The sequence below is a fragment of the Acidovorax sp. JG5 genome (genome assembly GCF_017939685.1).
Lineage (GTDB): Bacteria > Pseudomonadota > Gammaproteobacteria > Burkholderiales > Burkholderiaceae_C > Acidovorax.
Genome location: NZ_JAGKSE010000010.1, coordinates 66,776 through 91,108, shown reverse-complemented (window position 1 = coordinate 91,108; position 24,333 = coordinate 66,776). Strand labels below are relative to the sequence as shown.

Below are 24,333 nucleotides of genomic sequence, written 5' to 3'. Positions count from 1 at the left end.
TGTCAAAAAGGATAGCTGCTAATGCTTTCTGCATAAGCGCTAGAGGCCAAAAAGGCTTGAAATCGGTGAAGCGCCTCAGGCGGACGTTAACGGGCCACCAATTGCACGACCACAGGGCGATGGTCAGAGCCTAAATCTGGCCCATGGCCAGAGTCCACAAGCTGCCACCCGCTGGATGCCAGAACATGGTCGAGCGGCAAAACCGACAACCAGCCAAAAGCGTTGGGCCAGCTCCCCGCCAAAGCATTGGCGCGCTTGAGCTGCGAATCAATGGCAAACAGTCCTTTTGCCCAGGGCGTGGTGTTGAAATCCCCCGCCATCAAGGCCAGCCCGCCCGATTGCGACAAACGGTGCGCCTCCTCAACCAAGGCTTGATCCCGGAGTTGCGCGTACACCGCGTTGAGTGGTGGCATGGGGTGGATCGCACTGAGGCTAACGGGGCCGCCTGCCCAAATCACCGTGGCCCGCAGTCGCAGGGTGGCTTGCATGTCTGCCGGCTCAACCTTCTGTACCTCTGACAACGGGTAGCGGGACAGAATGGCCAGCCCAAACTGGTCTGGTTGCGGTGCCTCCACGCGGTGCGGGTAGCGCTGGGCAAGCTCGGGCGACTGGAGGGTTTGCTGTGCCTGCCCCGTGAACTCTTGCAGAAACACCACATCCGGCGCTTCGCCTGACACCAGCCAGCCCACCAAGGCACTGAAATCTGTGGTGTCGAAATTCAGATTGGCGGTGCCCACCTGCAGCACGGGCTTGGAACCCATGGGTTCGGTGCTGCGATCCAGTGTGGCTGATTGAACAAAAAAAGAAGCGCCCAGAACAAGCGAAGGTATGAGCGGCCACCAAGCGCGCTTGGCAATGACCAGCACTGTGAAACATGTGATCCCCACCACCAGATAAATCCAGTGCCAATGCGAGATCAGCTCCAGCGCCCATTGCACATCTTCCCAACCATTGATGGGGATGATTCGAAGAATGGGTGCGCTCAGGCTGAAAAGTGCGCACAACCAAATAATCCACTTCGTTCTGGGAAGAATGAAACTTGCGATCGGAGAGGGAGACATGAATTGGATACTGATCGTTCCACGTTTTTGCGGACTAGAACCTTGCAGCTAACGCACGAAAGTAAGCCGCCCGCCGAAGGCGGGTCGGCTTGACTGCACAGTTAGACCCAGAAGCCAAAACGGGAAACCTCAACTTGACGACGAGCGCGAACTACGAAAAAGCACAGCGCTACGGAGGCGGCGCAATCTTGAAAAATGATAGCTGGTGGCGCTTGCTCCTGCGCGCTGGATGCCAAAAAGGCTTAAAACAAGCGCAGCGCCCCAAGGCGAAGCCCGACACACGGCAAAAACCCCAGCGGATAAACGCTTGAGAAGGTCGATGACGGTGAATAAAGCATGGGCTTAAATAATGCAGGTTTTGCGCATACTAAGGGCGAAGTGCCGCCGCCGCCGCAGTCTGTCGGTTGCGACGAATAATTAAAATCTAGTACTAGAAAATATTAACGACGACCATTGTCGCCAAAGCCATTATAAATTCCGCCACCGCGTTGGCCGGAATTCCTATCCATATCCGTTCTAGGGTCTGCGTTCATCTGATCTCTGCGTTGTGCATCTAGATCAGTGGAATAACGATTTTTGTCGGTAGGCTTGTTGAGATCATACTGGTAACTCGCACCGGAATTGCTTTGATAACCTGAATTGCTACCAGAGTCGTAGCTGGGAATGCTCGTTCCAGATAAGCATTGTCCGTTTACTACTGGGCCGACGCATCCAGCATAAGCAGATGCATTTAAGCCGATAAATACTGCTGCTAAAAAGATATTTTTTTTCTGAAAAAGGCGCATGATTTGTTTTCTTTCCATATGTAAATTGATAAGGCTAACGTTTGACATGAGAGTTCGACCCCGCTCGCCGGGGTGAGTCCTCTCGATGGAAGGGTTAGGCCGCACTTGAACGATGCGGCCATGTATCTCCGGTATTCATTTCTGTCCCCTTGCCATTAGCTTGTTTGTTTGTCGCTCCGCTTCTTCTGTCAAGCCGCGTTGCATGGTTGCTGGCATACCCTTGAACATCATCGCCGCGTGTCTCACACAGTATGTGGCTTGCTCGCGGATTTGCTCTGAGCTTAGCGCCTCCACGCGCCGTCCCCACTCTAGCGTCTCTTCTTGCGAAGCTTGTTCGCGCGCAGCCTCACGCTTCCATACGAGCGCAAACTTCACTAAATCAATTGCATTTGATCGGCTCGAGTCATTGATGCTTTGCGCAGATGTTGTCGCCAGAAATGTGGTGTGTACCGTACATGCAAGCGTGAGGTCACGAGCGCTCAACAGCGTGAACTCCCGCGGAAGTTCCTGGGCTGAGACGAACGGAATGAAGGTCGTCATGAGCATCGCTGCTACTGATTTTCTCAATACATCTAAGGGAGGCACAGACGGCGAGACGCGTCGAGTTGGAAATTTCATGCAATGCAATCCGTCTGGTTTATGTAAGGTTGGTTTGAGAACCCTGGCGGGCCATCTTCCCGCGCGCAGTACATAGTATGAGTTGTGCGGGCTAACGAACAAGGTAAGCCGCCCGCAGAATGCGGGTCGGCTTGAGCGTAGGGTTAGACGGTATGTTTTCTCGCTTTGGCATTTCAAAGAATAAACGGCTTAAAAATCCAGCTTGCTTACCCCGAAGGCTGCACAAAAGATTGCAAACCCAATGAATGCAATATATCCAAGTAGTTCGAAGAGCTTTTGCAATATTGACTGTTTGAACTGCTCTCTACGTTTGGGTTGATCATTTTTCGGAACCAAGGAATTCTCCAAATAGGCTGTAACAGCCAGTTTTTTAGTCGATCGGATTCAGCATCGATAGGCCAAGCCACGTGCCAAAGGCGACACCTACAAGATCGGCAACAATAAAAGCAGGGTTGCCAGATGCAATTGCTACCGCGCAGGCAATTCCTGAACCGATGAAAACGGCAACCTTCGACTTACCTATGATCGCTCCGGCTATGGGTGGAAGGGCGTGCCCCGCAGCAATCATCAGAACAAAAAGACTCACGAAATTTCCTCCGCAGACTCACGACTCTGTTGACGCCTAACGGCTAAGTTCAGCCGCCGCCGTAGGCGGTCGGCTGCGACGGAGGGTTAGGCTGAAACGATGTGGATTAAAAACCGCTAAACCATGCATTAAGTATATTGAAGCAATCATTCCGATCCGTTCTGCCTGAGCTCCATCGTTTTTGCTCCTCGTCGTTTAATTTTCCAGATAGCTGATAGGCAAATTTAAATAGCAAGTCATTCGATAATCTGACTGCCGCAAAGTGTGCGGGCTGAATGTCAATGTTCAAGTCTACAGGGTAGGACGTTTGGCCAGTCGTCCCGCAGGCTCCATGATTTGCACCCAGAATAATTTTCCTGATTGGTATTCTTGGATGGTTATTCGATATGATCATGTAAATATAGTCATCTTCATACCACCAAAGAAATCCAATCTTTAGAACTTCTTCTTCAGGCCACTCTTTATCGCCTTCCTTTAGGTACATGGTGGGGGTAGAGTCGAAAACATGAATCTCACCCGACTTTATTTGCTCCCTATATTTTGCAACCGTTCCCTCGTACTCCGTTCTTGAACTGATGCCAAACCCATATTCTTCGGATGACTTCGGTGATGTGCTTGAACCAATGGAGCTGCGCTTTTTATAGTCTTGATATGCAGGTAATGCAACAGCTAGCATTGTCCCAAGCACTAAGCATACAGGCGTTATGAGTACGGCGATTTTCGCAAGAATTGCCCATACTTTGGCGCCTTGGTATTGAGATGCTGCACGCCAAATTCCGACATGCACCATCACGTAGTACACGACCAAAGCCAGTACTGCAAGGATTGCAGGAGCGCTGCCGGGCGTGACCAGAGATAGTGCTATGCCCCACGGAATACCGGACAAAACACCCCATAGCCAGTAAGTTCGTGCCAATCCGGAACGACCTCTCCATAAATCGGAAATGGTATTCACGCTTCAATTCCCATCGGATTATCTGATTTATTTTTCGATAGCAAAACCGATGCCGTTGCTCAGTTCCATTATCCATTCTTGGTTTGATTGAACTTCTTTATCTCCCATGATCGGATATCTACTGCACCAAGGCGCGGGTTCAACTCCCATGAGTCGGCACAAATCGGTTGCTTTAGACTTGAGCTCGCTTGGATCATCGGAAATCATCTCCACTACATTGGTGTAGTTGTTCTCTCCATCATCCCCTTTCGTCGAAATGCATTTGAGTAGCTTCATTTGAGTTCCTAACGGGCAAGGTAAGCGGCCCGCAGAATGCGGGTCCGCTTGAGCGCAGAGTTAGACACTGCGCTACAGAAAAAAGAGCTACTTGCGCCCGGTGCATAAGCGCCAGAGCCCAAAAAGCCCAAAACTCCCCGCAGCGCCGAAAGGCGAAGCCCGCCACAGCGACCGCGCCCCAGCGTAGGAGCGCTTGAACAGGCGTCGGCGGAGTGCAAAAGCATTGGCTGTGAAGGCCAGGATTTAAACAGGCTAACGAACGAAAGTAAGCCGCCCGCCGAAGGCGGGTCGGCTTGACTGCACAGTTAGACCCAGAAGCCAAAACGGGAAACCCCAACTTGACGACGGGCGCAAACTGCGAAAAAGCACTGCGCCACCGAGGCGACGCACTGCTTGAAAAATGATAGCTGGAGGCGCTTGCTGCACAAGGGCTAGAGGCCAAAAAGACTTGAATTGGCGCAGCACCAAAAGGCGAAGCCCGGCAAGAAACCCAAAACCCAACGAATAAACGCTTGAGAAAGTAAATGCCGGTGAATAAAACATGGGCTTCAATATTGCGGGTTTTTCGCAGGCTAACGTAGAGCTAACCGGCGCTGCGCGGCTTTATCGCGCAGCGTCCAGCGACCGAAGGGAGCGAGGTTGAGCGCCATGTTAGGTAATGGGGTGGCCGCCATCACTTTGCTGCTGCGCTCTTGGCTTTGAGGTGGCGAAGTGGCAGCAATAGCAGAAAGCACGCACACCCCACGAACAGGACGAGATAGTCAGCTACACCAAGAGCAAACCCAACCGAACGTACTTGGGTTGGTTTTGCTGGATTGGCGTGAATTTGTACTTCTTTACCTCTAGGCCAATCGCCTGCGGTCTGTCTTGCTGAATTTTCAGAACGGCTGCAAACAAACCCTGATGTTTGAAGTTCGGCTGTATGAGGTGTGCCATTCAATTGAAAGCGGACAATGCTTTTAGGGCAATAGGTAACCCCTTTGCTTCTCTCTTCCCTTGTGACGGTTGTTTCCTCTACCACGGCAGATACTTGAGGCCACTTTTGTGTCTCTGAAACGTTCCAGTACGCTACGTAAAAGTAGAGGAAGCTGAACACGCCGACGAGAACAGAAAACGCTCCAAGCCCCCATTTAATGATGGTGAATATCTTCATGGCGATGATTACCTAACGGCCAAGGTAAGCGGCTGGCTGAAAGCCAGTCCGCTTGAGCGCAGAGTTAGACCCGAAGGCCAAAAGGGGGCGCCCAGCGTTGAAGACGTGCGCGGCCCATGAAAAAGCGCTGGGCCACGGAAGCGGCGCAGCGCTGCAAGAATGATAGCTAGCAGCGCTTGCTACACAAGCGCCAGAGGCCAAAAAGACTTGAAACCTGCGCAGAGAATGCAGGCGAAGCCCGGCGCAGCGCCAAAACCCCAAAGGAGAAACCTCTGGTAAAGGCGAACCGTTGGAATAAATGCTGGCCTGCATAAAGCGGAATATGAAGGGACTAACGGCCAAAGTAAGCGGCTGGCCGTAGGCCAGTCCGCTTGACTGCAGAGTTAGACCCGAAGGCCAAAAGGGAGCGCCCAGCCTTGACGACGTGCGCAGCCCAAGAAAAACCGCTGGGCCACGGAAGCGGCGCAGCGCTGCAAGAATGATAGCTGGTGGCGCTTGGCTGGCAAGCGCTGGAGGCCAAAAAGGCTAGAAAGCCTTTGGAACAGGGCCGAGCGCTGAAATAAGTGGCTGCGCGCATAGAGCGGGTGATGGGACTAACGCCCTGAGTTCAGCCGCCGCCGTAGGCGGTCGGCTGCGACGAATGGTTAGGCTAATTTAATACGCCACATTCCACGATAGCCTTCTTCGAGCCAACTCCCCTCCAAAATAGATGAGTCAGGAAACATATGGAGGGAAGCGTGCCCCTGAAATCCGACGCCATGCAATTCAAAATGGCCTACTCCGTTCGTTATTCCTTTGTATTGCACCCGTCCTTCATCCTCATATTCAACGAGGATTTGGTTATTTTCTAGCTTGACTACGCACGGGGAATCTTCTGATGCATCATTAGAGTGATAAAGCGTTGTCATGGTGCAATTGTTGTAGATTTGCATTCTTCCATCCTTTTTAATGACCTAACTAGAATTAGACGACTGCATTTCAAATCGCAATCGTCGGATAAAAACAATGCCCATCGGAATTTCCTTGTGGACTTACAGGTTGCCGTCGTTTAGGCAAACCTAAAAATCTCCGGTCGAAAAATGAGAAAAGGTGCTGTAACTACATGATACAGCACTCGTTTTGCGGTTGGCTTACAGAAAAATCCGCTTTACCCCTTCTTCTGCAGCATCTTGATCACGCTGGAAAAATCTTCCCCGCCGTGCCCCGCAATGCTGTGCGCCGCGTAGATCGCGCGCGCCATGCCGCCCAGCGGGGTGCTGGCCTTCACGGCGGTGGCGTTTTCCTGGGATAGCCCCAAGTCCTTGAGCATCAAGTCGGTGCCGAAGCCGCCCGCATAGCCCTTTGAGGCGGGTGCGTTTTCGTGCACGCCGGGGTAGGGGTTGTACTTTTCCAGCGCCCAGTTGCCGCCCGAGCTGCGGCGCATGATTTCGGACAGCACTTTGGGGTCGAGGCCGTTGGCCACGCCCAGGGCGATGGCCTCGCTGGTGCCCACCATCAAAATGCCCAGCAGCATGTTGTTGCAGATCTTGGCGGTCTGGCCTGCGCCCACGGCGCCGGCGTGGAAGATGTTGGCGCCCATTTTTTCGAGCAGGGGGCGGGCGCGTTCGAGCTGGGCGGTGCTGCCGCCGACCATGAAGGTGAGGGTGCCTGCAATGGCGCCGCCGGTGCCGCCGGAGACGGGGGCGTCGATGAAGTCGATGCCTGCGGCTTCAGCGGCCTGGGCCACTTTCTGGCTGGTGGCGGCGGCTATTGTTGAGCTGTCAATCACCAGCGCCCCCTTGGCGATATGGGCCAGCAGGCCGCTCTGGCCGTTGCTGCCCAAAAACAGCGCTTCCACATGCTGGCTGGCGGGCAGCATGGTGATGATGGCCTCGGCCCCCTGCGCGGCGGCGGTGGCGCTGGCGGCAATGGCCACGCCGTCGGCCGCCAGCTTGTCGCAGGCGGGTTGGGACAGGTCGAACGCCTGGACTTCGTGGCCGGCCTTGTGCAGGTTCAGGGCCATGGGGCCGCCCATGTTGCCGAGGCCAATGAATGCGATTTTCATGCGGTGTCTCCTGGTGGTGATGTGGGTGGTTGATTGGGTTTTGGTATCAATTTGATAGCTACTCACGCTTGTTGCATAAGCGCTAGAGGCCAAAAATGCTTGAAATCATGGCGCATCGTCGTCAAAGATGCTGTGGCGCTGGCCCTTGCGGGTTTTCGGTGCTGAGGGCGGCTGCGGGGCTGCTGCCGCCCGTTTACGCGCTGGCGTGGCCTTGGCTTGCGGGTTGTAGGCCAGGGCTTCGCGCAGCCAGAAATTCCACTGCGCACGCGTGGCGTAGCCGTTGGGCTCAATCCAGAAGTAGCCCTGCATCTTGCCTTCGGGCGACAGCTCGCGCGTGTTCTGCATTTCCTGAAACTCGGCGTGCCGCCCCGGTGGCAGGCGCACCAGCAGTTCGTCGCCTTTGACGCCGATGCACAGCTTGCCGTCCACAAAAAAGCAGTAGCTGCCAAACAATGTGCGCTCCTGCACATCGCTGCGCTGCGCCAGCGCGGCGCGCACGGCGTCGATCAGGTGCAGGGTTTCGTCGCTGAGGGGGCGGGCGGGCATGGTTTACATGAAATGGGCCGCTGGCGCTTTATGGATAAGCGCTAGCAGCTACGAAAACGCTAGCGAATGGCGTCGGGCGCATCGCCTTCCAGCATGCGCCGCGCAATGATGACGCGCATGATTTCGTTCGTGCCTTCCAGGATCTGGTGCACGCGCGCGTCGCGCAGCAGGCGCTCCAGCGGGTATTCGCGGATGTAGCCGTAGCCGCCGTGCAGTTGCAGGGCCTCGTTGACCACGTTGAAGCCCGCATCGGTGGCGAAGCGCTTGGCCATGGCGCAGTAGGTGGATGCATCACGCGCACCGGCGTCGAGTTTGCTGGCGGCCAGGCGCACCATCTGGCGGGCGGCGACCAGCTCGGTGGCCATGTCGGCCAGCTTGAACTGCAGCGCCTGGAAGCTGGCGATGGGTTTGCCGAACTGTTTGCGGTCTTGCATGTATTGCTGGGCGGCGTTGAGCGCGCCTTGCGCTGCGCCCACCGAGCAGGTGGCGATGTTGATGCGCCCGCCGTCCAGGCCTTTCATGGCGATCTTGAAGCCTTCGCCCTCGCGGCCCAGCAGGTGGTCGGCGGGGATGCGCACATTGTCAAAGCTGATGGTGCGCGTGGGCTGGCTGTTCCAGCCCATCTTGTGTTCTTTTTTGCCGTAGGTGATGCCAGCGCTGTCTGCGGGCACCACAAAGGCGCTGATGCCGCCCGCGCCGGATGCCGCGTCACCGGTGCGCGCCATCAGCACCAGCACATCGGTGGCGCCTGCGCCGCTGATGAAGGCCTTGCTGCCGTTGAGGATGTATTCGTGGCCCACCAGCTCGGCCCGGGTCTTGAGCGAGGCCGCGTCCGAGCCCGCGCCGGGCTCGGTGAGGCAATAGGAGGCAAGTTTTTCGCCCGTGGTCAGCAGCGGCCCCCAGTGGTTTCGCACGGTGGGCTGGGCCCAGGTGCCCAGCATCCAGGTGGCCATGTTGTGGATGGTGATGAAGGCCGTGGTGCTGGGGTCGATGGCGGCCATTTCCTCAAACACCAGCGTGGCGTCCAGCCGGGGCAGGGCCAGGCCGCCAGCGTTTTCTGGCGCATACAGGCCGCAAAAACCCAGCTCGCCCGCCTTGGCAATGGCTTCGCGCGGGAAGATGCCCTCGGCATCCCACTGTGCCGCGCAGGGCGCCAGCTCGGCCTGGGCAAAGTCGCGCGCGGTTTGGGCAAAGGCGCGTTGTTCTTCGGTCAGCTCGAAGTCCATGCGGGCGGCCTCCTGATACTCTTGTTTTAATAGCTGCTAGCGCTTGCTGGATAAGCGCTGCAGGCACTTTTGGCTGTTATTCGTTTACGCGCCCGCGCTGGCGTAGGCGCGGGGTAGCGTCTTACTTCAAGCTGATGGTGGTGTTCACGCCCTGGCTGGTGGTGCTGTCGTCAAACCAGCGGGCCGTCACCGTTTTGGTCTGGGTGTAGAACATGATGACCTGCTTGCCGTAAGGGCCCAGGTCACCCAGCTTGGACGCGCGCGAACCCGTGAACGAGAACAGCGGCACGGGCACGGGGATTGGCACGTTGATGCCGACCTGGCCCACGTCGATCTCTTCCTGGAACTTGCGCGCTGCAGCGCCGCTTTGCGTGAAGATGGCGGTGCCGTTGCCGTTGGGGTTTGCGTTGATGAACTCGATGGCTTCATCCATGTCCTTGGCGGGCACCAGCGCCAGCACGGGGCCAAAGATCTCCTGGTCGTAAATGGCCATGCCGGGCTTCACGTTCGAGAAGATCGTCGGGCCCACGAAGTTGCCCTTTTCATAGCCGGGCACCACGGGCTTGCGGCCATCGAGCTCTAGCGTGGCGCCGTCGGCAATGCCGCGTTCGATCAGGCCTTCCACGCGGGCGAGGGCGGCGCAGGACACCAGTGGGCCCACATCGGTGCCCTTGTCGGTGCCGCCGCTCACCTTGAGCGTCTTGGCCTTGGCCACCAGATCGGGAATCCACTTTTGCGCTTCGCCCACCAGCACCACCACGGGCAGCGCCATGCAGCGCTGGCCAGCGGCGCCAAATGATGCGCCGGCAATCGCGTTGAGCGTTTGCTCCTTGTTCGCGTCGGGCAGGATGATGGCGTGGTTCTTGGCGCCCATCATGCATTGCGCACGCTTGCCAGCCAGCGTGGCGCGGTTGTACACATGCGTGCCCACCTTGGTGGAGCCGACGAACGACACGGCCTTGATGTCCTTGTGGTCGCAGATCGCGTTCACGGCCATTTCGCCGCCGTGGATCACGTTGAGCACGCCGGGTGGAATGCCCGCTTCGAGCGCCAGCTCGACCAGGCGCATGGTCACCATCGGGTCTTGCTCGGAGGGCTTGAGCACGAAGGTGTTGCCCGTGGCAATCGCCATGGGGAACATCCACAGCGGGATCATGGCCGGGAAGTTGAACGGCGTGATGCCTGCGCACACACCCAGGGGCTGCAACAGGGTGTAGGTGTCCACGCCACCGGCCACGTTGTTGGCCAGCTCACCGAGCTGCAGGTTGCCGATGCTGGCAGCGTGTTCGACCACTTCGAGGCCGCGGAACACATCACCTTCGGCATCCGGCAGGGTCTTGCCTTGTTCGGCCGTGAGGATGGCGGCCAGCTCGGCCATGTTTTCACGGATCAGCTGCTGCAGTTTCAGGAAGATGCGGGCGCGCGCGCCGATGGGTGTTTTCTTCCAGGTCTTGAACGCTTCCTTGGCCGAGGCCACAGCGGCGTCGATTTCTTCGGCCGTGGCAAACGGCACACGGGCCAGCACCTCTTGCGTGGCGGGGTTGACCACGTCGCGCCACTCGGTGGTCTTGGACTCGACAAACTGGCCGCCGATCAGCAGCTTGACGGTGGGGGCCTTGACGGCGACGGTGGTGGATGCGTCCATGGGTTTGTCTCCTGGGTGAAAAGTAGGGGCTGGGTGCCCAAAACTTCGCCATGGTAGCTGTGCAAAATTACCAGTGCAATAGATAAAGTTGCACTTCAACTTTGCATATTTGCACAATGCTGCCGCCGGCGCGCGGGCCCCATGCAAAAGAGCCTGACTGCGATCTTCCCGGCATCACCGGGGAAAGACCGAAGGCAGGCTCTGTGTCCGGCCCGTTCCGGCTCCGTCAGTCCAGGCTGATGTTGGACTTCTGGATCAGCAGCTTGTACTGCTCCGACTTCACGCCGGCCTGGCGCTGGATCTCTTCCACCGACCAGGACAGAGGCTCGAACGCAAAGGTGTGGAATTTTTCGCGCACGTCGGTCTCCTGCAGCACCTTGAGAACGTCGGCGTGGATCTGGGCACGCACGGCGGCGGGCACGCCCTTGGGGGCCAGCAGCGAGACAAACGAGTTCACGTCCACCTGAGCGGGGCCGCCGGCTTCGGCCAGCGTGGGCACGTCGGGCATCTGGGAGATGCGGCGCGGACCGGCCACCGCCAGGTAGCGGATCTTGCCCGCCTTGTAAATGCCCTGGCTCGATGGAATGCTGGCCAGGCTCCAGGCGGGGTCGCCGTTGGCCACCGAGGTGAAGAGCTGGCTCACTTCGCGAAAAGGCACATGGGTCATCTGCGTGCTTGCCTCCAGGTCCAGCCATTCACCGCCCAGATGGCCTGGGCTGCCCACGCCCCATGAGCCATAACTCACCGTGCCCTTCTTGGCGGCTGCAATCAGGTCGCCCACATTCTTCCAGGGGGACTGCGTGGGCACTGCGACCAGGAACGGTGTGCGGAACAGGGGCGCCACGGGGTCGAAGGCCTGCAGGGTCTGGAAGTTGCGCTTCTTGTAGAGGTGCGGCAGTGCCGACAGGTGCTCGCTGTCGAGCTGCAGCAGGGTATGGCCGTCGGGCGCGGCGCGGCGGGCGGCCTCGATGGCGATGAAGCCGCCGCCGCCGGGGCGGTTATCTACCGTGACGCCTTGCTTCCAGTTTAGCGACAGCTTTTGGGCCACAAGGCGCAGCACGGAATCTGGGCCGCTGCCCACGGCAAAGGCCGTGATCAGCGTGACGGGCTTGGTGGGGTAGGCGGCTGGGCTGCTTTGGGCCCAGGCCATGCCAGTGATGCCGGCGCCGCACAGCAGCAGGGCTGCCGTGGCGAAGGCGCGGCGACGCAGGCTGGGCGCGAGAACGCGGTGGGTAAGGGATGCTTGCACAGTTTGTCTCCTGTTAAAAATCGTTGTTTACTGCTGGCATTGGCAAGCCCCGGGTCTCGTGGCGATTCCAGGGGCTTTGCCGGTGAGTGCGGGGGGCGTCTTCTTTGTCGGGCTTATGTGTCGGGGTGTTATGCGTCGGGTTGGGCGGCGGGCGCCGCCTTGGCAAACGCCGGCAATGTGGCGCAGGCTGCGTCTACGGCGCTGATCAGTGGCCATTGGCCCAGGTTCACGCCAAAGCGGCGGGCGCTTTCGACTTGCGGGATCAGGTACACATCGGCCAGCGAGGGCGCGCCGCCAAAGCAGAAGTCGCCGCGCGCCTGGTCCTTGGCCAGCATGGCTTCGATAGCATCGAAGCCAGCCGTGATCCAGGTGCCGCACCAGGCGTTGACAGCCGCTTCATCAGCGCCAAACTGCTTGCGCAGGTATTGCAGGATGCGGCGGTTGTTGATGGGGTGCACATCGCAGCCCACGATGGCGGCCAGGGCGCGCACATGGGCGCGGGCTTCGGGGTCGGCCGGCAGCAGGGCGGGCGTGGGGTGGCGTTCTTCCAGCCATTCGATGATGGCGGGCGACTGGATCAGCACCCGGCCGTCGTCCATCTCCAGCGCGGGCACCAGGCCTTGCGGGTTGATGGCCTTGAAGGGCGCTTCGGCTTGCTCATCCACGCGCAGGTCCACGGGAATGTAGTCGGGCGCAAGGCCCTTCAGGTTGAGCGCGATGCGCAGGCGGTGCGAGGTGCCGCTGCGAAAAAAACTGTAGAGCTTCATGTGTGGCCTCTGCGTCTTATTCGGGCTGGCCCACGGTCAGGGCGATATCGCCCACGCCTTCAACGCGGCCGGTGATCTTGTCGCCGGGCAGCACGGCACCCACGCCTTCGGGCGTGCCCGTGTAGATCAGGTCGCCGGGTTGCAGGTGGTAGAACAAAGACAGGTCGGCAATGATTTCGCGGATGTTCCAGATCAGCTTGTCCACGTTGGACTGCTGCTTGACGTCGCCGTTGACCGACAGCTCGATCACGCCGGATTCGATCACCTTGCCGGGCATGGGCACGACTTCGGAGGCCACCGACGATTGCTCCACGTCCTTGCCCAGGTCCCAGGGGCGGCCCTTGTCGCGCGCCACCAGCTGCAGGTCGCGACGGGTCATGTCCAGGCCGCAGGCGTAGCCGTAGATGTATTCATGGGCCTGCTCGGCCGGAATGCGAAAGCCCGCCTTGCCGATGGCCACGACCAGCTCCATTTCGAAGTGGTAGTTCTTGGTTTCGGGCGGGTAGACCACGGTCGCGCCCGACTCGGTCAGCGTCTGCGGCGCCTTGGTGAAGTAGAACGGGCGCTCCACCGACTTGTCCACCGGGCGGCCCATTTCGACGGCGTGGGCGTGGTAGTTGCGGCCCACGAAGAACAGGCGGTGGATGGGCAGGCGCTGCTCGCTGCCGCGCACGGGCAGGGATTGAACGGGGGCGGGGGTCCAGAGGTAGTTGGCTTGGGTCATGGGGCTTCCAGTGAGAAATGGAGAAAAACAAGTGAGCGCCGGGCCTGCAGCGCAGGTCGCGCGCAGGCCCGGCAAGGGGATCCATCGCGGCGGGCTTTAAGCCGGCTCCACCTGTTCGCGCCAGGCATGCACGGCTTCAAAAATCGGCGTGTCGCTGAAGCGGAACAGGTCCAGCGAGGGCTGGCCGGCATCGCACTGGGCGGTGAATGGCTGCCAGGACGGCACCACAAACATGTCGCCGCGGCGCACCTGCCATTGGCGGTCACCCACCTTCACGGTGCCCTGGCCGTCAAACACCTGGAACACCGACGAGCCGACCTCACGGCGCGTGCGGGTGGTGGCGCCGCTGCGCAGGCGGTGCATTTCGCAGCGGATGGTGGGCAGCACGTCGCGTCCGTTGGTGGGGTTGGTGTAGCGCACGGCGGCGTGGCCGGGGCTCAGCGTGGCGGCGTGGCCTTCGGCTTCCAGGGCCAGCTGTTCATTGAGCGCCTTGTCGGTATTCACCCAGCGGTAGGCCAGCAGCGGCGAGGTGGGCTGGTCCTGCACCTGCGAGACCGGGCGCAGGCCGGGATGGCCCCACAGCCGCTCAGACCGCGAAAACTCGGGCGAGATGCGCTCGGCCGGGCTGATGGCATCGCGCCCAAACTCGAAGAACTGCGACTCGGTGTTGTACGCGAAGGGGATGTCCAGCCCGTCGATCCAGGCCATGGGTTTGCTGGCCGCGTTGTGGTGGGCGTGCCAGTTCCAGCCGCCCTGGGGCAAAAAGTCGCCCCGCGACATGCGCACCGAATCGCCATTCACCACGGTCCACACGCCTTCGCCTTCGACGACGAAGCGAAAGGCGTGCTGGGTGTGGCGGTGCTCGGGCGCATCCTCGCCGGGCATCAAATACTGGATGGCGGCCCACAGCGTGGGCGTGGCAAAGGGGCGGCCTCCGAGCGAAGGGTTGGCCAGGGCAATGGCACGGCGTTCGCCGCCGCGCCCCACGGGTACGATGCGTCCGGCTTCGCCCGCCAGCTCGACCAAGCGGTCCCAGCGCCACAGGTGCGCGCTGGCCTTGCTTTGGGGGTGGGCGGGCATCAGGTCGCCGATCTGCGTCCACAGCGGCACCAGCATTTCCTGCTCGAAACCGCGGTAAAGCTGCTCCAGCGCCGGCGTGGGTTCGGGCTGGCCGTGGCCGGCCACGGCGGAAAGTTTTACCGGGGAGGAGATGGCGTTTTCAGTGGTCATTTTTTCTTTCGCTCCAAGTTGTGTCTATGGCGCTTACGCCCCCACACGCCATGAAACTGGCGCTGTACGGGCCAGAGACATCGAGCAAGGGCCGCCCCGCAGCGAGGATGTCGTCCCCCCTTCAAGGGGGAAGCGGCGCAGCCGCTCAGGGGGTTATTCGTTTTATTCAGCCAGGCAGTTGTCCACCTTCCAGCCATAGAGCCATTCCATGGCGTCGTAGAAACGTTCGGGGCTGCGGCCCTTCCACAGGTCGTTGCGCACCAGGCGCTCCACGCCCTTGGCATGGAAGATGCGCCCCATTTCACGCGCCGAGAGCACCACCCGCGCCGTGCGGGCAATGCGCGAGCGCTCATAAAGTTGCAGCGCCTTGGGAAAGTCCTGGTCGCAGCGCTGCAGGGCCTCGCCCAGCGTCACCGCGTCTTCCAGCGCCATGCAGGCGCCCTGGGCGATGTATTGCAGCGTGGGGTGGGCCGCATCGCCCAGCAAGGTGGCGCGGCCAAAGCTCCACTGGCCAATCGGCTCGCGGTCGGCTGTGGCCCAGCGCTTCCAGCTTTTGGGCATGTCGATCAGCTGGTGGGCGCGCGGGCAGCAGTCGCCAAAATAGCTTTGCACCTCTTCGCGGCTGCCTTCGCGCACGCCCCATTCTTCCTGCTCGCGGCTGTGGAAGGTGACGACCACGTTGTATTGCTCGCCGCCGCGCAGCGGGTAATGCACCAGGTGGTAGTTGGGGCCCACCCAGATGCTGGCGGCGTTCCAGCGCAGGTCTTCGGGGAAATCGTTCTTTTCGACCACGGCGCGGTACACCACATGGCCCGAGACGCGGGCCGGATCGCCCACGTACTGCTGGCGCACCACGGACTTCACGCCGTCGGCACCGATCAGCGCCGCGCCCTGGTGCGCCTGGCCATGCTGGTCAAACACCGTGACGGTATCGCCGTCCTGCTCCACGCGCTCGATGCGGGTGCCGGTCACGGTTTCGATATTGCCGTGGGCCTGCGCGCCTTCGAGCAGCGAGGTGTGGATGTCGGCGCGGTGGATCACGGCGTAGGGATTGCCAAAGCGCTGGCGAAAGGCCGCGTCGGTGGGAATGCGGCCTACCAGGCGCTCGTCCAGCGCGTCATGCATGACCATCTCGTCGGTATAGACGGCCCGGCCGCGCGCCAGCTCGCCGATGCCCAGGGCATCGAAGGCCGCAAACGCATTGGGGCCCAGCTGGATGCCGGCGCCGATCTCGCCGAGCTGCGGCGCCTGCTCCAGCACCTTGACCGCGTAGCCTTGGCGCGCCAAGGCCAGCGCTGCGGCCACACCGCCGATGCCGCCACCGGCCACCAAGACCTGTTGCGTGGATGTATTGAAAGCTGTCATTGCCTCTGTCTCCGTAGGAAGTGCCGCTGATTTGGATCAATAAACCGCATGCATATTAAAAGCACACTGACGATTAGTGTAGAACCTAAAATGATCTGAATCAAGATGAGTAAAAACCCTTAAATCCGTCATGTCCGTAGAAATTGACAACCTTCCCGGCTACCACATTCGCCGCCTGCAGCAGATTGCGGTGGCGGTTTTTATGGAGGAAACGCATGGCTTTGGCATCACGCCGGTGCAATACGCGGCCCTGCAGGCCGTAGGGCGCGAGCCCAGGATCGACCAGCGCACGCTGGCGCGCACCATCGGGTTTGACACTTCCACCATCGGCAGCGTGATTGATCGCCTCGAATCGCGCGGCCTGATGCAGCGCAACGCGCACCCCGAAGACCGCCGCGTGCGTCTGCTGACCATCACACCCGACGGTCAGCAACTGCTGGACGAGGTCGAGCCCAGCGTGATGCGCGCGCAAGAGCGCATGTTGCAACCCCTGGCACCCGAGCAACGCCCGGTGTTCATGGACATGCTGCACACGCTGGTGAGGGGCAACAACGCCTTGAGCCGGGCCCCCAGCTTGATAGCCGAGGAGCGGGGGCAGCGGCCCGCCCGGTAACGCCATGGACTGGGACAACCTGCGCTACTTTCTGGAACTGGCCCGCGCCGGCACGCTGGTGGGCGCGGCGCGGCGCCTGGCGGTGGACCACACCACCGTGGCGCGGCGCATTCAGGCGCTGGAAAAGCAGGTGGGTTCGGCCCTGTTTGCGCGCGAAGCCGGCGGCCACCGGCTGACCGAGGCCGGGCGCGCGCTGCTGCCCCAGGTCGAGGCCATGGAGGCCGCCTTTCTGGCCGTGGAAAATGCCGCGCCCGGCGTGCGCCAAGGCCTGCACGGCCTGGTGCGCATCGGCACCACGGAGGGTTTTGGTAACCTGATCCTGGCGCCGCAGCTGGCCCGGTTTGCACTGGACCACCCGGGGCTGGTGGTGGACCTGCTGGCGCTGCCGCGCCTGGTGCACCTGTCGCGGCGCGAGGCGGACATCGTCATCTCGCTGGAGCGCCCGGCGCGCGGCGCGGTGCTGGTGGTCAAGCTCACCGACTACGTGCTACAGCTCTACGGCGCGCGCAGCTACCTGGAGCGCCATGCCCCCATCCGCACGGCCGACGACCTGCGCGGCCACACCTTCATCAGCTATGTGGACGACCTGCTGTTCAGCAAAGAGCTGCAGATATTGGACGAGCTGCACCGCCCCGCGCACTTTGCGCTGCGCAGCACCAGCATCCTGGCGCAGTACGAGGCCGCGCGCGCTGGCGCGGGCCTGGCGGTGCTGCCAGCGTTTGTGGCGGCGCAAGACCCGGCGTTGATCCCGGTGCTGCCGGGGGTGGCGCGGTTTCAGCGCACGTTCTGGATGTCGATGCCGGGCGACAACAAGCATGTGGCGCGCATGCAGGCGACCTGGGTTTTCCTGCGCGAAGCGGTGGCGGCGCAGCAGGGGGTGCTTATGCCAGACACGAGTGCTACATAATTAATAGCTATTGGCGCTTGATGCTGTTGCGCTCAAGGCGTTTTTCATTGGGTTCCGGCCATCCATGGCGTCTTTGCCGGATTGGGCAACCGTTCGTACGATCTGCACCCTGGCTCGCAGCGCAACTCGCGCTGCGGTCTGCAACGATGCAATGGAGGTGAGCCTCACCTACATCAAGGGCCTGCGGCTATGCCCAGTGGGCGCAGCCACTCATGAATGTCCTGATGGATGGCGTGGCGGGCATCTCGGATTACCAGGCGCAGCAACTGCTGGACGACCGCTATCACTGCTTGCAGATCGTGTTCGACCCGAGTGAGACGATCGCGCTCGACGCTGTGGACAAGCTCGACCGCATGGACGAGATTGCGAAGGCGCACCCACTGGATGCCGTGGCGCCGCACGCCAACGCCAACAACCCCGTCAGCACGGTAGAGTGGATTCGCACCGTGTGGCAGTGAAAGTTGGCCCGCCATCCGCCAGTGACCCTGCGCACAGTCATTGCAAGCGCGCAAGCGGCGAAGGCATCGCCAATGCGACGGTGTGACAAAGACAGGGCGGCGTGCGCCCACGGTTCACCTGGCTTGCGTCAGATCTTGCCCATCAGCAGCAGGATCACCAGGATCAGCACCACCAGCCCGATGCCACCGCTGGGCCCGTAGCCCCACGAGCGGCTGTGACCCCAGGTAGGCAGCGCGCCCACCAGAATGAGGATCAGGACGATGAGAAGAATCATTGAAATGGACATGGCAGTTCCTTATGGGGTGGATGTCTGCATTCTTCTCAGGTTTGGGCCCCACCCAAGCAGGCCCATGGCCTGAGGGCGCGTCAGCCATTGCCGATAGCGCGTGTGGGAGCGCCTCGCTGGTGGTCAACTGCGCCAACCATGGCGGCTTAGCGACGGGTGTGTGGCGGGTGCTATTAAATATAGAGCTGCTGGCGCTTGCCAAGTAAGCGCTGGCAGCTGTTTTTGCTGAAATTCACGGCGACTCTGCGCCATGGACCCACTGCATCAGTGCGCGCCACCCGCATCCACCTCCGCCCCACCCGTCGCGCGGGTGGGGCGTTTGGTCAGCCAGGCGTGAGCAGGATGGCAAACACCCTCACCGGTGCCAGTGCCATGCCGGCCGAGGTGGTCAGCGCAGCAAGGCCACCGAACCCGCGCTGGAATGCCTGGCGACGGCAGCGTGAACCCGTTGGCCCCCCTGTGTTGGAAGCCCGCGTTTCAGGCCTCTGGCCTACCCCAGCAGCGCCACCGCCACCGTCAGCACGCCCAGCATGAGGTTGATGCCCACCCAGGTGCGGATGCTGGCCAGCGCTTTGCCGCCAGCGGGCCAGTCGGATGCGGCCACGGACCGCTGCAGGCGCTTGAACAGTGCGAAACGAATGTGGCCGAAGATGGCCATCATCACCAGCCCGATCGTGGCCATCATGGTCCAGCCCAGTGGCATGGCAAAGCGGCCACCCGATTGCGCTGCCTCGTGCGCCGACTGGCCAATCATCCACAGGCCGCTGGCCAGCACCAGCACTACCGCCACCAGCACGGCGGCCAAAAAACGCTGCAGCACGTCATGCATGAGCTGCACGCGCGCGGCGGGCTCCAGCGCCTGGGCTGCGGGGCGCAGGAAAAAGTGGGCAAACACCATGCCGCCGATCCAGACGATGAGGGATAGCAGGTGGACGAGTTTCAGGCTGGCGTAAAGCATGGTGTGGATCTTTGGACGGGAATGAGTGGGCAGCTGCCTGTGGCCTGGCGACGCGCATAGGGCGTGATGCCCTTGTGCGACGGCTCAGTGCTACGCACCTGACTGCGCGTGGCCGGGAACGCTGGCCATGTGCACCTGGTTGCCGCCGCCTTTCTTGGAAAGGTACATCGCAGCATCGGCATGGCTGAGCAGCAGGCTTTCGTCACCACCATCGTCCGGATAGATGGCAATGCCGATGCTGGGCCACATGGGCACTTGCTGGCCATCCAGATCAAAGGGCTGGGTGAATGTGGCCAGGATTTTCTCGGCCACCGCCGTCGCCTGCTCGGCCGCATGGCCGCTTTCCAGCAGCACGACAAACTCGTCACCGCCCAGCCGCGCCACGGTGTCCGAGGCGCGCACGCATTCCAGCAGGCGCTGCGCTACGCGCTGCAGCAGCAAATCTCCCATTGCGTGGCCCAGCGTGTCGTTCACCTGCTTGAAGCGGTCCAGGTCGATGAACAGCAGCGATAGCAGTGTCTGGTCGCGCTGGGCCCGGGCCAGGGCGGTTTTCAGGCGATCCAGAAACAGCTGCCGGTTGGGCAGGTGGGTAAGCTGGTCGTATTGCGCCATCTGCTGCAGCCGTTTGCGCATTTGTGTGCGTTCTATGGCAGATGCCACCTGGGTTGAGACAAATTGCAGCAGTTCCTTGTCCCGGTCGCCATAGCGGGCCTCCTCGGAATAGCCTTGCAGCACCAGCGCGCCCACCACGCCGGCCTGGGCGTGCAGCGGCACACCCAGCCAGTAAAGCGGCCTGGGCGCGGTGGCCATATGCGGCGCCGTGGGGGGCAGGCTGTCGGGCGTGAGCAGCAGGGTCTGCCCGCTGCGGATGACGTGGGAGCACAGCGCGTCCGCATCCAGGGAGCGCGGTGCGGGGGCCGGGTGGCGCTCGTTCACATGGTAGGGAAAGCTCACCGTGTCGTGCAGGCGGTCGTGCAGCGCGACGGAAAAATTGGAGGCGGGCAGCAGCGTGCCGATGGTCTGGTGGATCTGTGCGAACAGCGTGACCAGGTCTTCTGCCGCCTGCGCGGCCTCGGAGATGGAATAGATGGCCGCGTGCAGCGCTTCGGTGTGCTTGCGCTCGGTGATGTCGTGTGCCACCGCCAGCCGGACCTGCCGGTCAGCCACCCAGCGTGCCGTCCAGCGGATATGGGCGATTTGCCCATCCTTGCGCACATAGTGGTTCTCAAAATGCAACTGGAGCTGACCTTCGGTCACGTGTTGCGCCTGGCGCTCGGTGGCGGCGAGATCGTCCGGGTGCACCATGTCCAGCATGCGCCTGCCAATGACCTCTTCGGGGGCATAGCCAAAGATTCGCTCGAATGCCGGACTGACATACACGATGGAACTGTCGGCCTTGACGATGCACACAGCGTCCAGAATCAGGTCCACGATGTTCGGGTGGGCAAGGGGCGTCATCGCAGGAGTGGGAAAGTCTGGCAGGCCGGAATGAAGGCGGGTGTGGGGCGTTTTGCGAAGCGAGTGACGGCCCCATTGTGCCAGTGCAAAGCATCAATGTGGCGCTAGCCAGAAGATGTGGGCCTTGAATGCCGCTATTCTTCGGGGTGACTTTTCTGGCTTTCCTTCACTGTCCGTCTGTAGTTTTGCAAAGCCCCGATTCTTGATGGTATTTCCTACAAATCTGACCCGCCACCGGCATTGGCTGTTGGGCATTGCCGTGGCTGTGCTGGGACTTTTGACCACGGCGTGGGTGACGCAGCAGCAGGCGCGCTCAGTGGCCACGATCTCCGAGGCTCGCTTTCTGCACGAAGCGCAGGCTTTTTCGGATGCCCTGGCGCAGCGCATGGCCACGAACACCGAAATCGTCCATGGCCTGCGGGGCCTGTTCACGGTCAACCCCTTGCTCAGCCACGCCGAGTTTGCGCGCGTTGCCCGCGAACTGGACGTGCGCCAGCGCTTCCCCGGCGTGCGCAATCTGGCCTTTACGCGCTACGTGACTGCTGCCCAGCGCCCTGCGTTTGAGGCGCGGGTGCGGGCTGACACGTCGTTGAGCCCAGCGGGGTTGCCGGACTTTGCCATCCACCCCTTGGGCGCGCGCCCCGAGTATTTTGTGGCCGAGTACCTGTGGCCCGAAGAGGGCAGCAAGGGTGTGCTGGGGCTGGATATCAGTGCGCAGCCGGCCAATCTGGCAGCCATGCGTTACAGCCGTGACACCGGCAAAACGGTGGTGTCGGCCCCGTTCGATCTGCTGCAGGAGCAGGACCATCGCACCGCATTTGTGCTGCGGGTACCTGTTTTTGGCCCGGCCCGACCGGGCGAGGCACCGCCGTTTCTGGGGGCGGTGGCGTCCACCATCCGCGTGCATGACCTGGTCGGAAGTCTGCGCAAGCTGGGCTACATGCATGGCATTGCGGTATCGATCACCGACCATGGCCCGGTGCATGGCGGCAAAGAGGGCAAAGAGGGTGAAAAGGGGCTTCCCCTGCTGGCGCTGACGGGCGTTCCGCTGGCCACGGCCGCGCTGCATACGGTGGATCTGGATGTGCACGATCGCCGCTGGCGCCTGGGCTTTTTACCCACGCAAGACTTCCTGTCGCCCGCCGAGCGGCGCCTGCCGATGCTTGCCGGCCTGGCGGGTGCACTGGTTTCGGTGCTGCTGGCAGCGCTGGTGGTGCTGCTGGGCCGGCAGCGCACCCTGGCATTGGTGCAGGCGCAGGTGTCTGACGACGCCCGGCGCCAGAGCGAGGAGCGCTTCAGCGCCGTCTTCAAACAGGCGGCCGTGGGAATGGCGCAGATTGATTCGCAGACCGGGCGTTTTGTTCGCGTCAACCAGAAATATGCTGACATCGTCGGTTATTCGATTGCACAAATGTGCCAGACCGATTTTCAGGCCATCACTCACCCCGATGACTTGGCCGAGGACCTGGCCCATATGGAGCGCCTGAAAGTGGGCGAAATCGCTGAATTTCACATGGAAAAGCGCTATTTCCACCGCGATGGCCACACCCTGTGGGTGGATCTGACGGTGTCTCCGATGTGGGCGCCGGGGGCGCAGCCCGACTTTCACATCGCCGTGGTGCAGGACATTACCGCCCGCAAGCAGATGGAAAACACCCTGCGCGGCAGCGAATTGCGCCTGCGCGGCATTTTGCAGCGCCTGCCGGTGGGCGTGTGCCTGGTGCAGCAGGACGGGCACATGGCGTTTCGCAACGAGCGGTTTGTGCAGATTTGCGGCTACACCGAGGCCGATGTGCCCACGGGCCAGGAGTGGTGGAACGCGGCGTACCCCGACGCGCAATACCGCGAGCGCGCCCGCGCCGAATGGACCGCCGCGCGTGCCAGAGCGATCGAAGGCGACGGAACCATTGAATCGGGCGAATACACCATCCAGTGCAAGAACGGCCAGCAGCGCACCGTGGAAATTGCCGGTGTGATGGTGGATGGCGGCCACCTTTTCACCCTGGTGGATCTGAGCCAGCGCAAGGCCGACGAAGAAGAGATCCGCTACCTGGCCTTCTACGACCCGCTCACGCGCCTGCCCAATCGCCGTCTGCTCATGGACCGCTTGCAGCAGGCGCTGGCCGCCAGCGCCAGACACCGGCGCAGTGGCGCCTTGCTGCTGCTGGACCTCGACAACTTCAAAACTCTGAATGAAACCCAGGGCCACGAGCGCGGCGACCTGTTGCTGCAGCAGGTGGCCCAGCGGCTGCGCGGCTGCGTGCTGGAGGACGATACCGTGGCGCGCCAGGGGGGCGATGAGTTCGTGGTGGTGCTGGAAGACCTGGGCGACAACCCCGAAGTCGCCGCAGCGCGCAGCGAGGAAATCGGCCAGAAAATCCTCTCGGCGCTGCGCGAACCCTACCAGCTCGATGGCGAGGCCCACCACAGCTCGCAGAGCATGGGCATCACCGTTTTCAGCGGCATGCGCGAAACCGTGGACGAACTGCTCAAGCGGGCGGACCTGGCCATGTACCAGGCCAAGGCAGCGGGACGGGACACGCTGCGCTTTTACGACCCGCGGATGCAGGCCGCCGTGAGCACCCGAGCGGCCATGGAGCTGGACCTTCGAGCCGGGCTGGCTCTGGGCCAGTTCGAGCTGTATTACCAGCCGCAAATGGAGCATGGCCGCATCACCGGCGCCGAGGCGCTGCTGCGCTGGCGGCACCCGCACAACGGCTTCATCTCGCCGGCACAGTTCATTCCGCTGGCCGAGGAGTCGGGCCTGATCCTGCCGCTGGGCGAATGGGTGCTCAAGGCAGCCTGCGAGCGCCTGGCGCTGTGGGCCGATCAGCCGGGCCTTGCCGCGCTGGACCTGGCCGTCAACGTGAGCCCACGGCAGTTTCACCAGGGCGGTTTTGTGCCCCAGGTGCTGGCGGCACTGGCGGGCTCGGGCGCTGATGGTCGTCGCCTCAAGCTCGAATTGACCGAAGGCCTGCTGCTGGAGGACGTGGAAGACACCATCGAAAAAATGGGTCAGCTCAGGGGTTACGGCGTGGGTTTTTCGCTCGACGACTTTGGCACCGGGTATTCATCGCTGGCCTACCTCAAGCGCCTGCCGCTGGACCAGCTCAAGATCGACCAGGGCTTTGTGCGCGACGTGCTCACCGACCCCAACGACGCAGCCATCGCCCGCACCGTGGTGGCGCTGGCCACCAGCCTGGGCCTGCGCGTGATTGCCGAGGGCGTGGAAACCGAAGCACAGCGCGAGTTCCTGGCCCGCAACCATTGCCACGCCTGGCAGGGTTATCTGTTGAGCCCACCGGTGCCGGCGGCCGCGTTCGAAGCGCTGGTGCTGCAGACCAATGGCCCGGCCCGGCCGCGGGCTGCGTAACCTGTGCCTGCAAAATCACTGGGTTTTATTATCAAAATTGATAGCTGTT

The 24,333-nt window shown here is 61.4% G+C and carries 28 protein-coding genes; 5 read left to right on the top strand and 23 right to left on the bottom strand.

From position 1 onward, the window contains the following. Window positions 1-86: 86 nt before the first annotated feature. Entirely contained in the window at window positions 87-761 is a 675-nt protein-coding gene (locus J8G26_RS12180; protein WP_246881377.1) for an endonuclease/exonuclease/phosphatase family protein, read from the bottom strand. A 389-nt stretch (window positions 762-1,150) separates the two neighbouring features. On the opposite strand from J8G26_RS12180, the gene J8G26_RS12175 reads away from it, so the two are divergent. Further along, window positions 1,151-1,372, top strand: a complete 222-nt coding sequence (locus tag J8G26_RS12175) for a hypothetical protein (RefSeq protein ID WP_210569163.1) — start codon at window positions 1,151-1,153, stop codon at window positions 1,370-1,372. Window positions 1,373-1,501: 129 nt separating this feature from the next. On the opposite strand, the gene J8G26_RS12170 is transcribed toward J8G26_RS12175, so the two are convergent. From J8G26_RS12170 to J8G26_RS12080, 19 genes are all read right to left on the bottom strand, one after another. After that, window positions 1,502-1,864 (bottom strand): hypothetical protein, encoded by a 363-nt coding sequence (locus J8G26_RS12170; RefSeq protein WP_210569160.1) that lies wholly within the window; start codon window positions 1,862-1,864, stop codon window positions 1,502-1,504. Between the two features lie 117 nt (window positions 1,865-1,981). After that, on the bottom strand, window positions 1,982-2,464 hold the full coding sequence (locus J8G26_RS12165) for a hypothetical protein (protein ID WP_210569158.1): 483 nt from the start codon (window positions 2,462-2,464) through the stop codon (window positions 1,982-1,984). Between the two features lie 370 nt (window positions 2,465-2,834). Then, a complete protein-coding gene (locus J8G26_RS12160; RefSeq protein ID WP_210569156.1) occupies window positions 2,835-3,050 on the bottom strand; it encodes a hypothetical protein in 216 nt (71 codons plus the stop codon). Between the two features lie 106 nt (window positions 3,051-3,156). Continuing rightward, a complete protein-coding gene (locus tag J8G26_RS12155; protein WP_210569154.1) occupies window positions 3,157-4,005 on the bottom strand; it encodes a hypothetical protein in 849 nt (282 codons plus the stop codon). Between the two features lie 27 nt (window positions 4,006-4,032). Beyond that, the gene (locus tag J8G26_RS12150) at window positions 4,033-4,281 is read right to left on the bottom strand and encodes a hypothetical protein (protein WP_210569151.1); all 249 of its coding nucleotides are present in this window, start codon (window positions 4,279-4,281) and stop codon (window positions 4,033-4,035) included. Continuing rightward, window positions 4,244-4,723 carry a DUF1010 domain-containing protein gene (locus tag J8G26_RS12145; protein ID WP_246881376.1) on the bottom strand — a complete coding sequence of 160 codons (480 nt, stop codon included), beginning with the start codon at window positions 4,721-4,723 and terminating at the stop codon, window positions 4,244-4,246. Before J8G26_RS12145 ends, J8G26_RS12150 begins: the two co-directional genes overlap by 38 nt. 231 nt (window positions 4,724-4,954) lie before the next feature. Next, window positions 4,955-5,434, bottom strand: coding sequence for a DUF3592 domain-containing protein (locus J8G26_RS12140; protein WP_210569149.1), 480 nt, complete (start codon window positions 5,432-5,434; stop codon window positions 4,955-4,957). Window positions 5,435-5,446: 12 nt separating this feature from the next. Further along, window positions 5,447-5,746 carry a DUF1010 domain-containing protein gene (locus tag J8G26_RS12135; RefSeq protein WP_210569147.1) on the bottom strand — a complete coding sequence of 100 codons (300 nt, stop codon included), beginning with the start codon at window positions 5,744-5,746 and terminating at the stop codon, window positions 5,447-5,449. A 19-nt stretch (window positions 5,747-5,765) separates the two neighbouring features. Continuing rightward, window positions 5,766-6,011, bottom strand: coding sequence for a DUF1010 domain-containing protein (locus J8G26_RS12130; RefSeq protein WP_011806488.1), 246 nt, complete (start codon window positions 6,009-6,011; stop codon window positions 5,766-5,768). A gap of 67 nt (window positions 6,012-6,078) precedes the next feature. Beyond that, a complete protein-coding gene (locus tag J8G26_RS12125) occupies window positions 6,079-6,366 on the bottom strand; it encodes a hypothetical protein (protein ID WP_210569145.1) in 288 nt (95 codons plus the stop codon). 215 nt (window positions 6,367-6,581) lie between these two features. Then, the gene (gene mmsB, locus J8G26_RS12120; protein WP_210569143.1) at window positions 6,582-7,478 is read right to left on the bottom strand and encodes a 3-hydroxyisobutyrate dehydrogenase; all 897 of its coding nucleotides are present in this window, start codon (window positions 7,476-7,478) and stop codon (window positions 6,582-6,584) included. 105 nt (window positions 7,479-7,583) lie between these two features. Continuing rightward, window positions 7,584-8,024 (bottom strand): TfoX/Sxy family protein, encoded by a 441-nt coding sequence (locus J8G26_RS12115; RefSeq protein WP_087745689.1) that lies wholly within the window; start codon window positions 8,022-8,024, stop codon window positions 7,584-7,586. A 59-nt stretch (window positions 8,025-8,083) separates the two neighbouring features. After that, a complete protein-coding gene (locus tag J8G26_RS12110) occupies window positions 8,084-9,250 on the bottom strand; it encodes an acyl-CoA dehydrogenase family protein (protein ID WP_210569141.1) in 1,167 nt (388 codons plus the stop codon). Between the two features lie 121 nt (window positions 9,251-9,371). Next, complete coding sequence (locus J8G26_RS12105) at window positions 9,372-10,895, bottom strand: CoA-acylating methylmalonate-semialdehyde dehydrogenase (RefSeq protein ID WP_210569139.1); 1,524 nt, start codon at window positions 10,893-10,895, stop codon at window positions 9,372-9,374. A 226-nt stretch (window positions 10,896-11,121) separates the two neighbouring features. Further along, a complete protein-coding gene (locus J8G26_RS12100; protein ID WP_210569137.1) occupies window positions 11,122-12,144 on the bottom strand; it encodes a tripartite tricarboxylate transporter substrate binding protein in 1,023 nt (340 codons plus the stop codon). Between the two features lie 128 nt (window positions 12,145-12,272). Continuing rightward, window positions 12,273-12,911: a maleylacetoacetate isomerase gene (gene maiA, locus J8G26_RS12095; protein WP_210569135.1), complete on the bottom strand. Its 639-nt coding sequence runs from the start codon at window positions 12,909-12,911 to the stop codon at window positions 12,273-12,275. Window positions 12,912-12,927: 16 nt separating this feature from the next. Beyond that, on the bottom strand, window positions 12,928-13,635 hold the full coding sequence (locus tag J8G26_RS12090; protein ID WP_210569134.1) for a fumarylacetoacetate hydrolase family protein: 708 nt from the start codon (window positions 13,633-13,635) through the stop codon (window positions 12,928-12,930). Window positions 13,636-13,731: 96 nt separating this feature from the next. Further along, window positions 13,732-14,865 carry a cupin domain-containing protein gene (locus J8G26_RS12085; protein ID WP_210569132.1) on the bottom strand — a complete coding sequence of 378 codons (1,134 nt, stop codon included), beginning with the start codon at window positions 14,863-14,865 and terminating at the stop codon, window positions 13,732-13,734. 162 nt (window positions 14,866-15,027) lie between these two features. Next, window positions 15,028-16,230 (bottom strand): 3-hydroxybenzoate 6-monooxygenase, encoded by a 1,203-nt coding sequence (locus tag J8G26_RS12080; protein WP_210569130.1) that lies wholly within the window; start codon window positions 16,228-16,230, stop codon window positions 15,028-15,030. A gap of 130 nt (window positions 16,231-16,360) precedes the next feature. Between J8G26_RS12080 and J8G26_RS12075 the strand changes: the two genes are divergently transcribed. From J8G26_RS12075 to J8G26_RS12065, 3 genes are all read left to right on the top strand, one after another. After that, entirely contained in the window at window positions 16,361-16,843 is a 483-nt protein-coding gene (locus J8G26_RS12075) for a MarR family transcriptional regulator (protein ID WP_210569128.1), read from the top strand. Between the two features lie 4 nt (window positions 16,844-16,847). Continuing rightward, window positions 16,848-17,750 (top strand): LysR family transcriptional regulator, encoded by a 903-nt coding sequence (locus J8G26_RS12070; RefSeq protein ID WP_210569126.1) that lies wholly within the window; start codon window positions 16,848-16,850, stop codon window positions 17,748-17,750. Between the two features lie 212 nt (window positions 17,751-17,962). Continuing rightward, the gene (locus J8G26_RS12065) at window positions 17,963-18,208 is read left to right on the top strand and encodes a hypothetical protein (RefSeq protein WP_087745696.1); all 246 of its coding nucleotides are present in this window, start codon (window positions 17,963-17,965) and stop codon (window positions 18,206-18,208) included. A 128-nt stretch (window positions 18,209-18,336) separates the two neighbouring features. On the opposite strand, the gene J8G26_RS12060 is transcribed toward J8G26_RS12065, so the two are convergent. The 3 genes from J8G26_RS12060 to J8G26_RS12050 all read right to left on the bottom strand — a co-directional run bounded on the left by J8G26_RS12060 (window position 18,337) and on the right by J8G26_RS12050 (window position 20,911). Further along, a complete protein-coding gene (locus tag J8G26_RS12060; protein WP_087745698.1) occupies window positions 18,337-18,495 on the bottom strand; it encodes a DUF3309 family protein in 159 nt (52 codons plus the stop codon). 490 nt (window positions 18,496-18,985) lie between these two features. Further along, window positions 18,986-19,453 carry a CopD family protein gene (locus J8G26_RS12055; RefSeq protein WP_210569124.1) on the bottom strand — a complete coding sequence of 156 codons (468 nt, stop codon included), beginning with the start codon at window positions 19,451-19,453 and terminating at the stop codon, window positions 18,986-18,988. Between the two features lie 90 nt (window positions 19,454-19,543). Next, on the bottom strand, window positions 19,544-20,911 hold the full coding sequence (locus J8G26_RS12050; RefSeq protein WP_210569122.1) for a GGDEF domain-containing protein: 1,368 nt from the start codon (window positions 20,909-20,911) through the stop codon (window positions 19,544-19,546). A gap of 205 nt (window positions 20,912-21,116) precedes the next feature. Here J8G26_RS12050 and J8G26_RS12045 point away from each other — a divergent pair, with 205 nt between their 5' ends. After that, on the top strand, window positions 21,117-24,284 hold the full coding sequence (locus J8G26_RS12045) for an EAL domain-containing protein (RefSeq protein ID WP_210569120.1): 3,168 nt from the start codon (window positions 21,117-21,119) through the stop codon (window positions 24,282-24,284). Window positions 24,285-24,333 lie beyond the last annotated feature (49 nt).

What these genes read in the sequence shown, in the direction of transcription:
- J8G26_RS12105 (WP_210569139.1), bottom strand. Translation starts at nt 10,895, where the DNA reads ATGGACGCATCCACCACCGTCGCCGTCAAGGCCCCCACCGTCAAGCTG.
- J8G26_RS12180 (WP_246881377.1), bottom strand. Translation starts at nt 761, where the DNA reads ATGGGTTCCAAGCCCGTGCTGCAGGTGGGCACCGCCAATCTGAATTTC.
- J8G26_RS12045 (WP_210569120.1), top strand. Translation starts at nt 21,117, where the DNA reads ATGGTATTTCCTACAAATCTGACCCGCCACCGGCATTGGCTGTTGGGC.
- J8G26_RS12150 (WP_210569151.1), bottom strand. Translation starts at nt 4,281, where the DNA reads ATGAAGCTACTCAAATGCATTTCGACGAAAGGGGATGATGGAGAGAAC.
- maiA (WP_210569135.1), bottom strand. Translation starts at nt 12,911, where the DNA reads ATGAAGCTCTACAGTTTTTTTCGCAGCGGCACCTCGCACCGCCTGCGC.
- J8G26_RS12055 (WP_210569124.1), bottom strand. Translation starts at nt 19,453, where the DNA reads ATGCTTTACGCCAGCCTGAAACTCGTCCACCTGCTATCCCTCATCGTC.
- J8G26_RS12135 (WP_210569147.1), bottom strand. Translation starts at nt 5,746, where the DNA reads ATGCAGGCCAGCATTTATTCCAACGGTTCGCCTTTACCAGAGGTTTCT.
- J8G26_RS12070 (WP_210569126.1), top strand. Translation starts at nt 16,848, where the DNA reads ATGGACTGGGACAACCTGCGCTACTTTCTGGAACTGGCCCGCGCCGGC.
- J8G26_RS12090 (WP_210569134.1), bottom strand. Translation starts at nt 13,635, where the DNA reads ATGACCCAAGCCAACTACCTCTGGACCCCCGCCCCCGTTCAATCCCTG.
- J8G26_RS12050 (WP_210569122.1), bottom strand. Translation starts at nt 20,911, where the DNA reads ATGACGCCCCTTGCCCACCCGAACATCGTGGACCTGATTCTGGACGCT.
- J8G26_RS12110 (WP_210569141.1), bottom strand. Translation starts at nt 9,250, where the DNA reads ATGGACTTCGAGCTGACCGAAGAACAACGCGCCTTTGCCCAAACCGCG.
- J8G26_RS12125 (WP_210569145.1), bottom strand. Translation starts at nt 6,366, where the DNA reads ATGCAAATCTACAACAATTGCACCATGACAACGCTTTATCACTCTAAT.
- mmsB (WP_210569143.1), bottom strand. Translation starts at nt 7,478, where the DNA reads ATGAAAATCGCATTCATTGGCCTCGGCAACATGGGCGGCCCCATGGCC.
- J8G26_RS12075 (WP_210569128.1), top strand. Translation starts at nt 16,361, where the DNA reads ATGTCCGTAGAAATTGACAACCTTCCCGGCTACCACATTCGCCGCCTG.
- J8G26_RS12085 (WP_210569132.1), bottom strand. Translation starts at nt 14,865, where the DNA reads ATGACCACTGAAAACGCCATCTCCTCCCCGGTAAAACTTTCCGCCGTG.
- J8G26_RS12060 (WP_087745698.1), bottom strand. Translation starts at nt 18,495, where the DNA reads ATGTCCATTTCAATGATTCTTCTCATCGTCCTGATCCTCATTCTGGTG.
- J8G26_RS12115 (WP_087745689.1), bottom strand. Translation starts at nt 8,024, where the DNA reads ATGCCCGCCCGCCCCCTCAGCGACGAAACCCTGCACCTGATCGACGCC.
- J8G26_RS12170 (WP_210569160.1), bottom strand. Translation starts at nt 1,864, where the DNA reads ATGGAAAGAAAACAAATCATGCGCCTTTTTCAGAAAAAAAATATCTTT.
- J8G26_RS12065 (WP_087745696.1), top strand. Translation starts at nt 17,963, where the DNA reads ATGAATGTCCTGATGGATGGCGTGGCGGGCATCTCGGATTACCAGGCG.
- J8G26_RS12080 (WP_210569130.1), bottom strand. Translation starts at nt 16,230, where the DNA reads ATGACAGCTTTCAATACATCCACGCAACAGGTCTTGGTGGCCGGTGGC.
- J8G26_RS12130 (WP_011806488.1), bottom strand. Translation starts at nt 6,011, where the DNA reads ATGCGCGCAGCCACTTATTTCAGCGCTCGGCCCTGTTCCAAAGGCTTT.
- J8G26_RS12165 (WP_210569158.1), bottom strand. Translation starts at nt 2,464, where the DNA reads ATGAAATTTCCAACTCGACGCGTCTCGCCGTCTGTGCCTCCCTTAGAT.
- J8G26_RS12140 (WP_210569149.1), bottom strand. Translation starts at nt 5,434, where the DNA reads ATGAAGATATTCACCATCATTAAATGGGGGCTTGGAGCGTTTTCTGTT.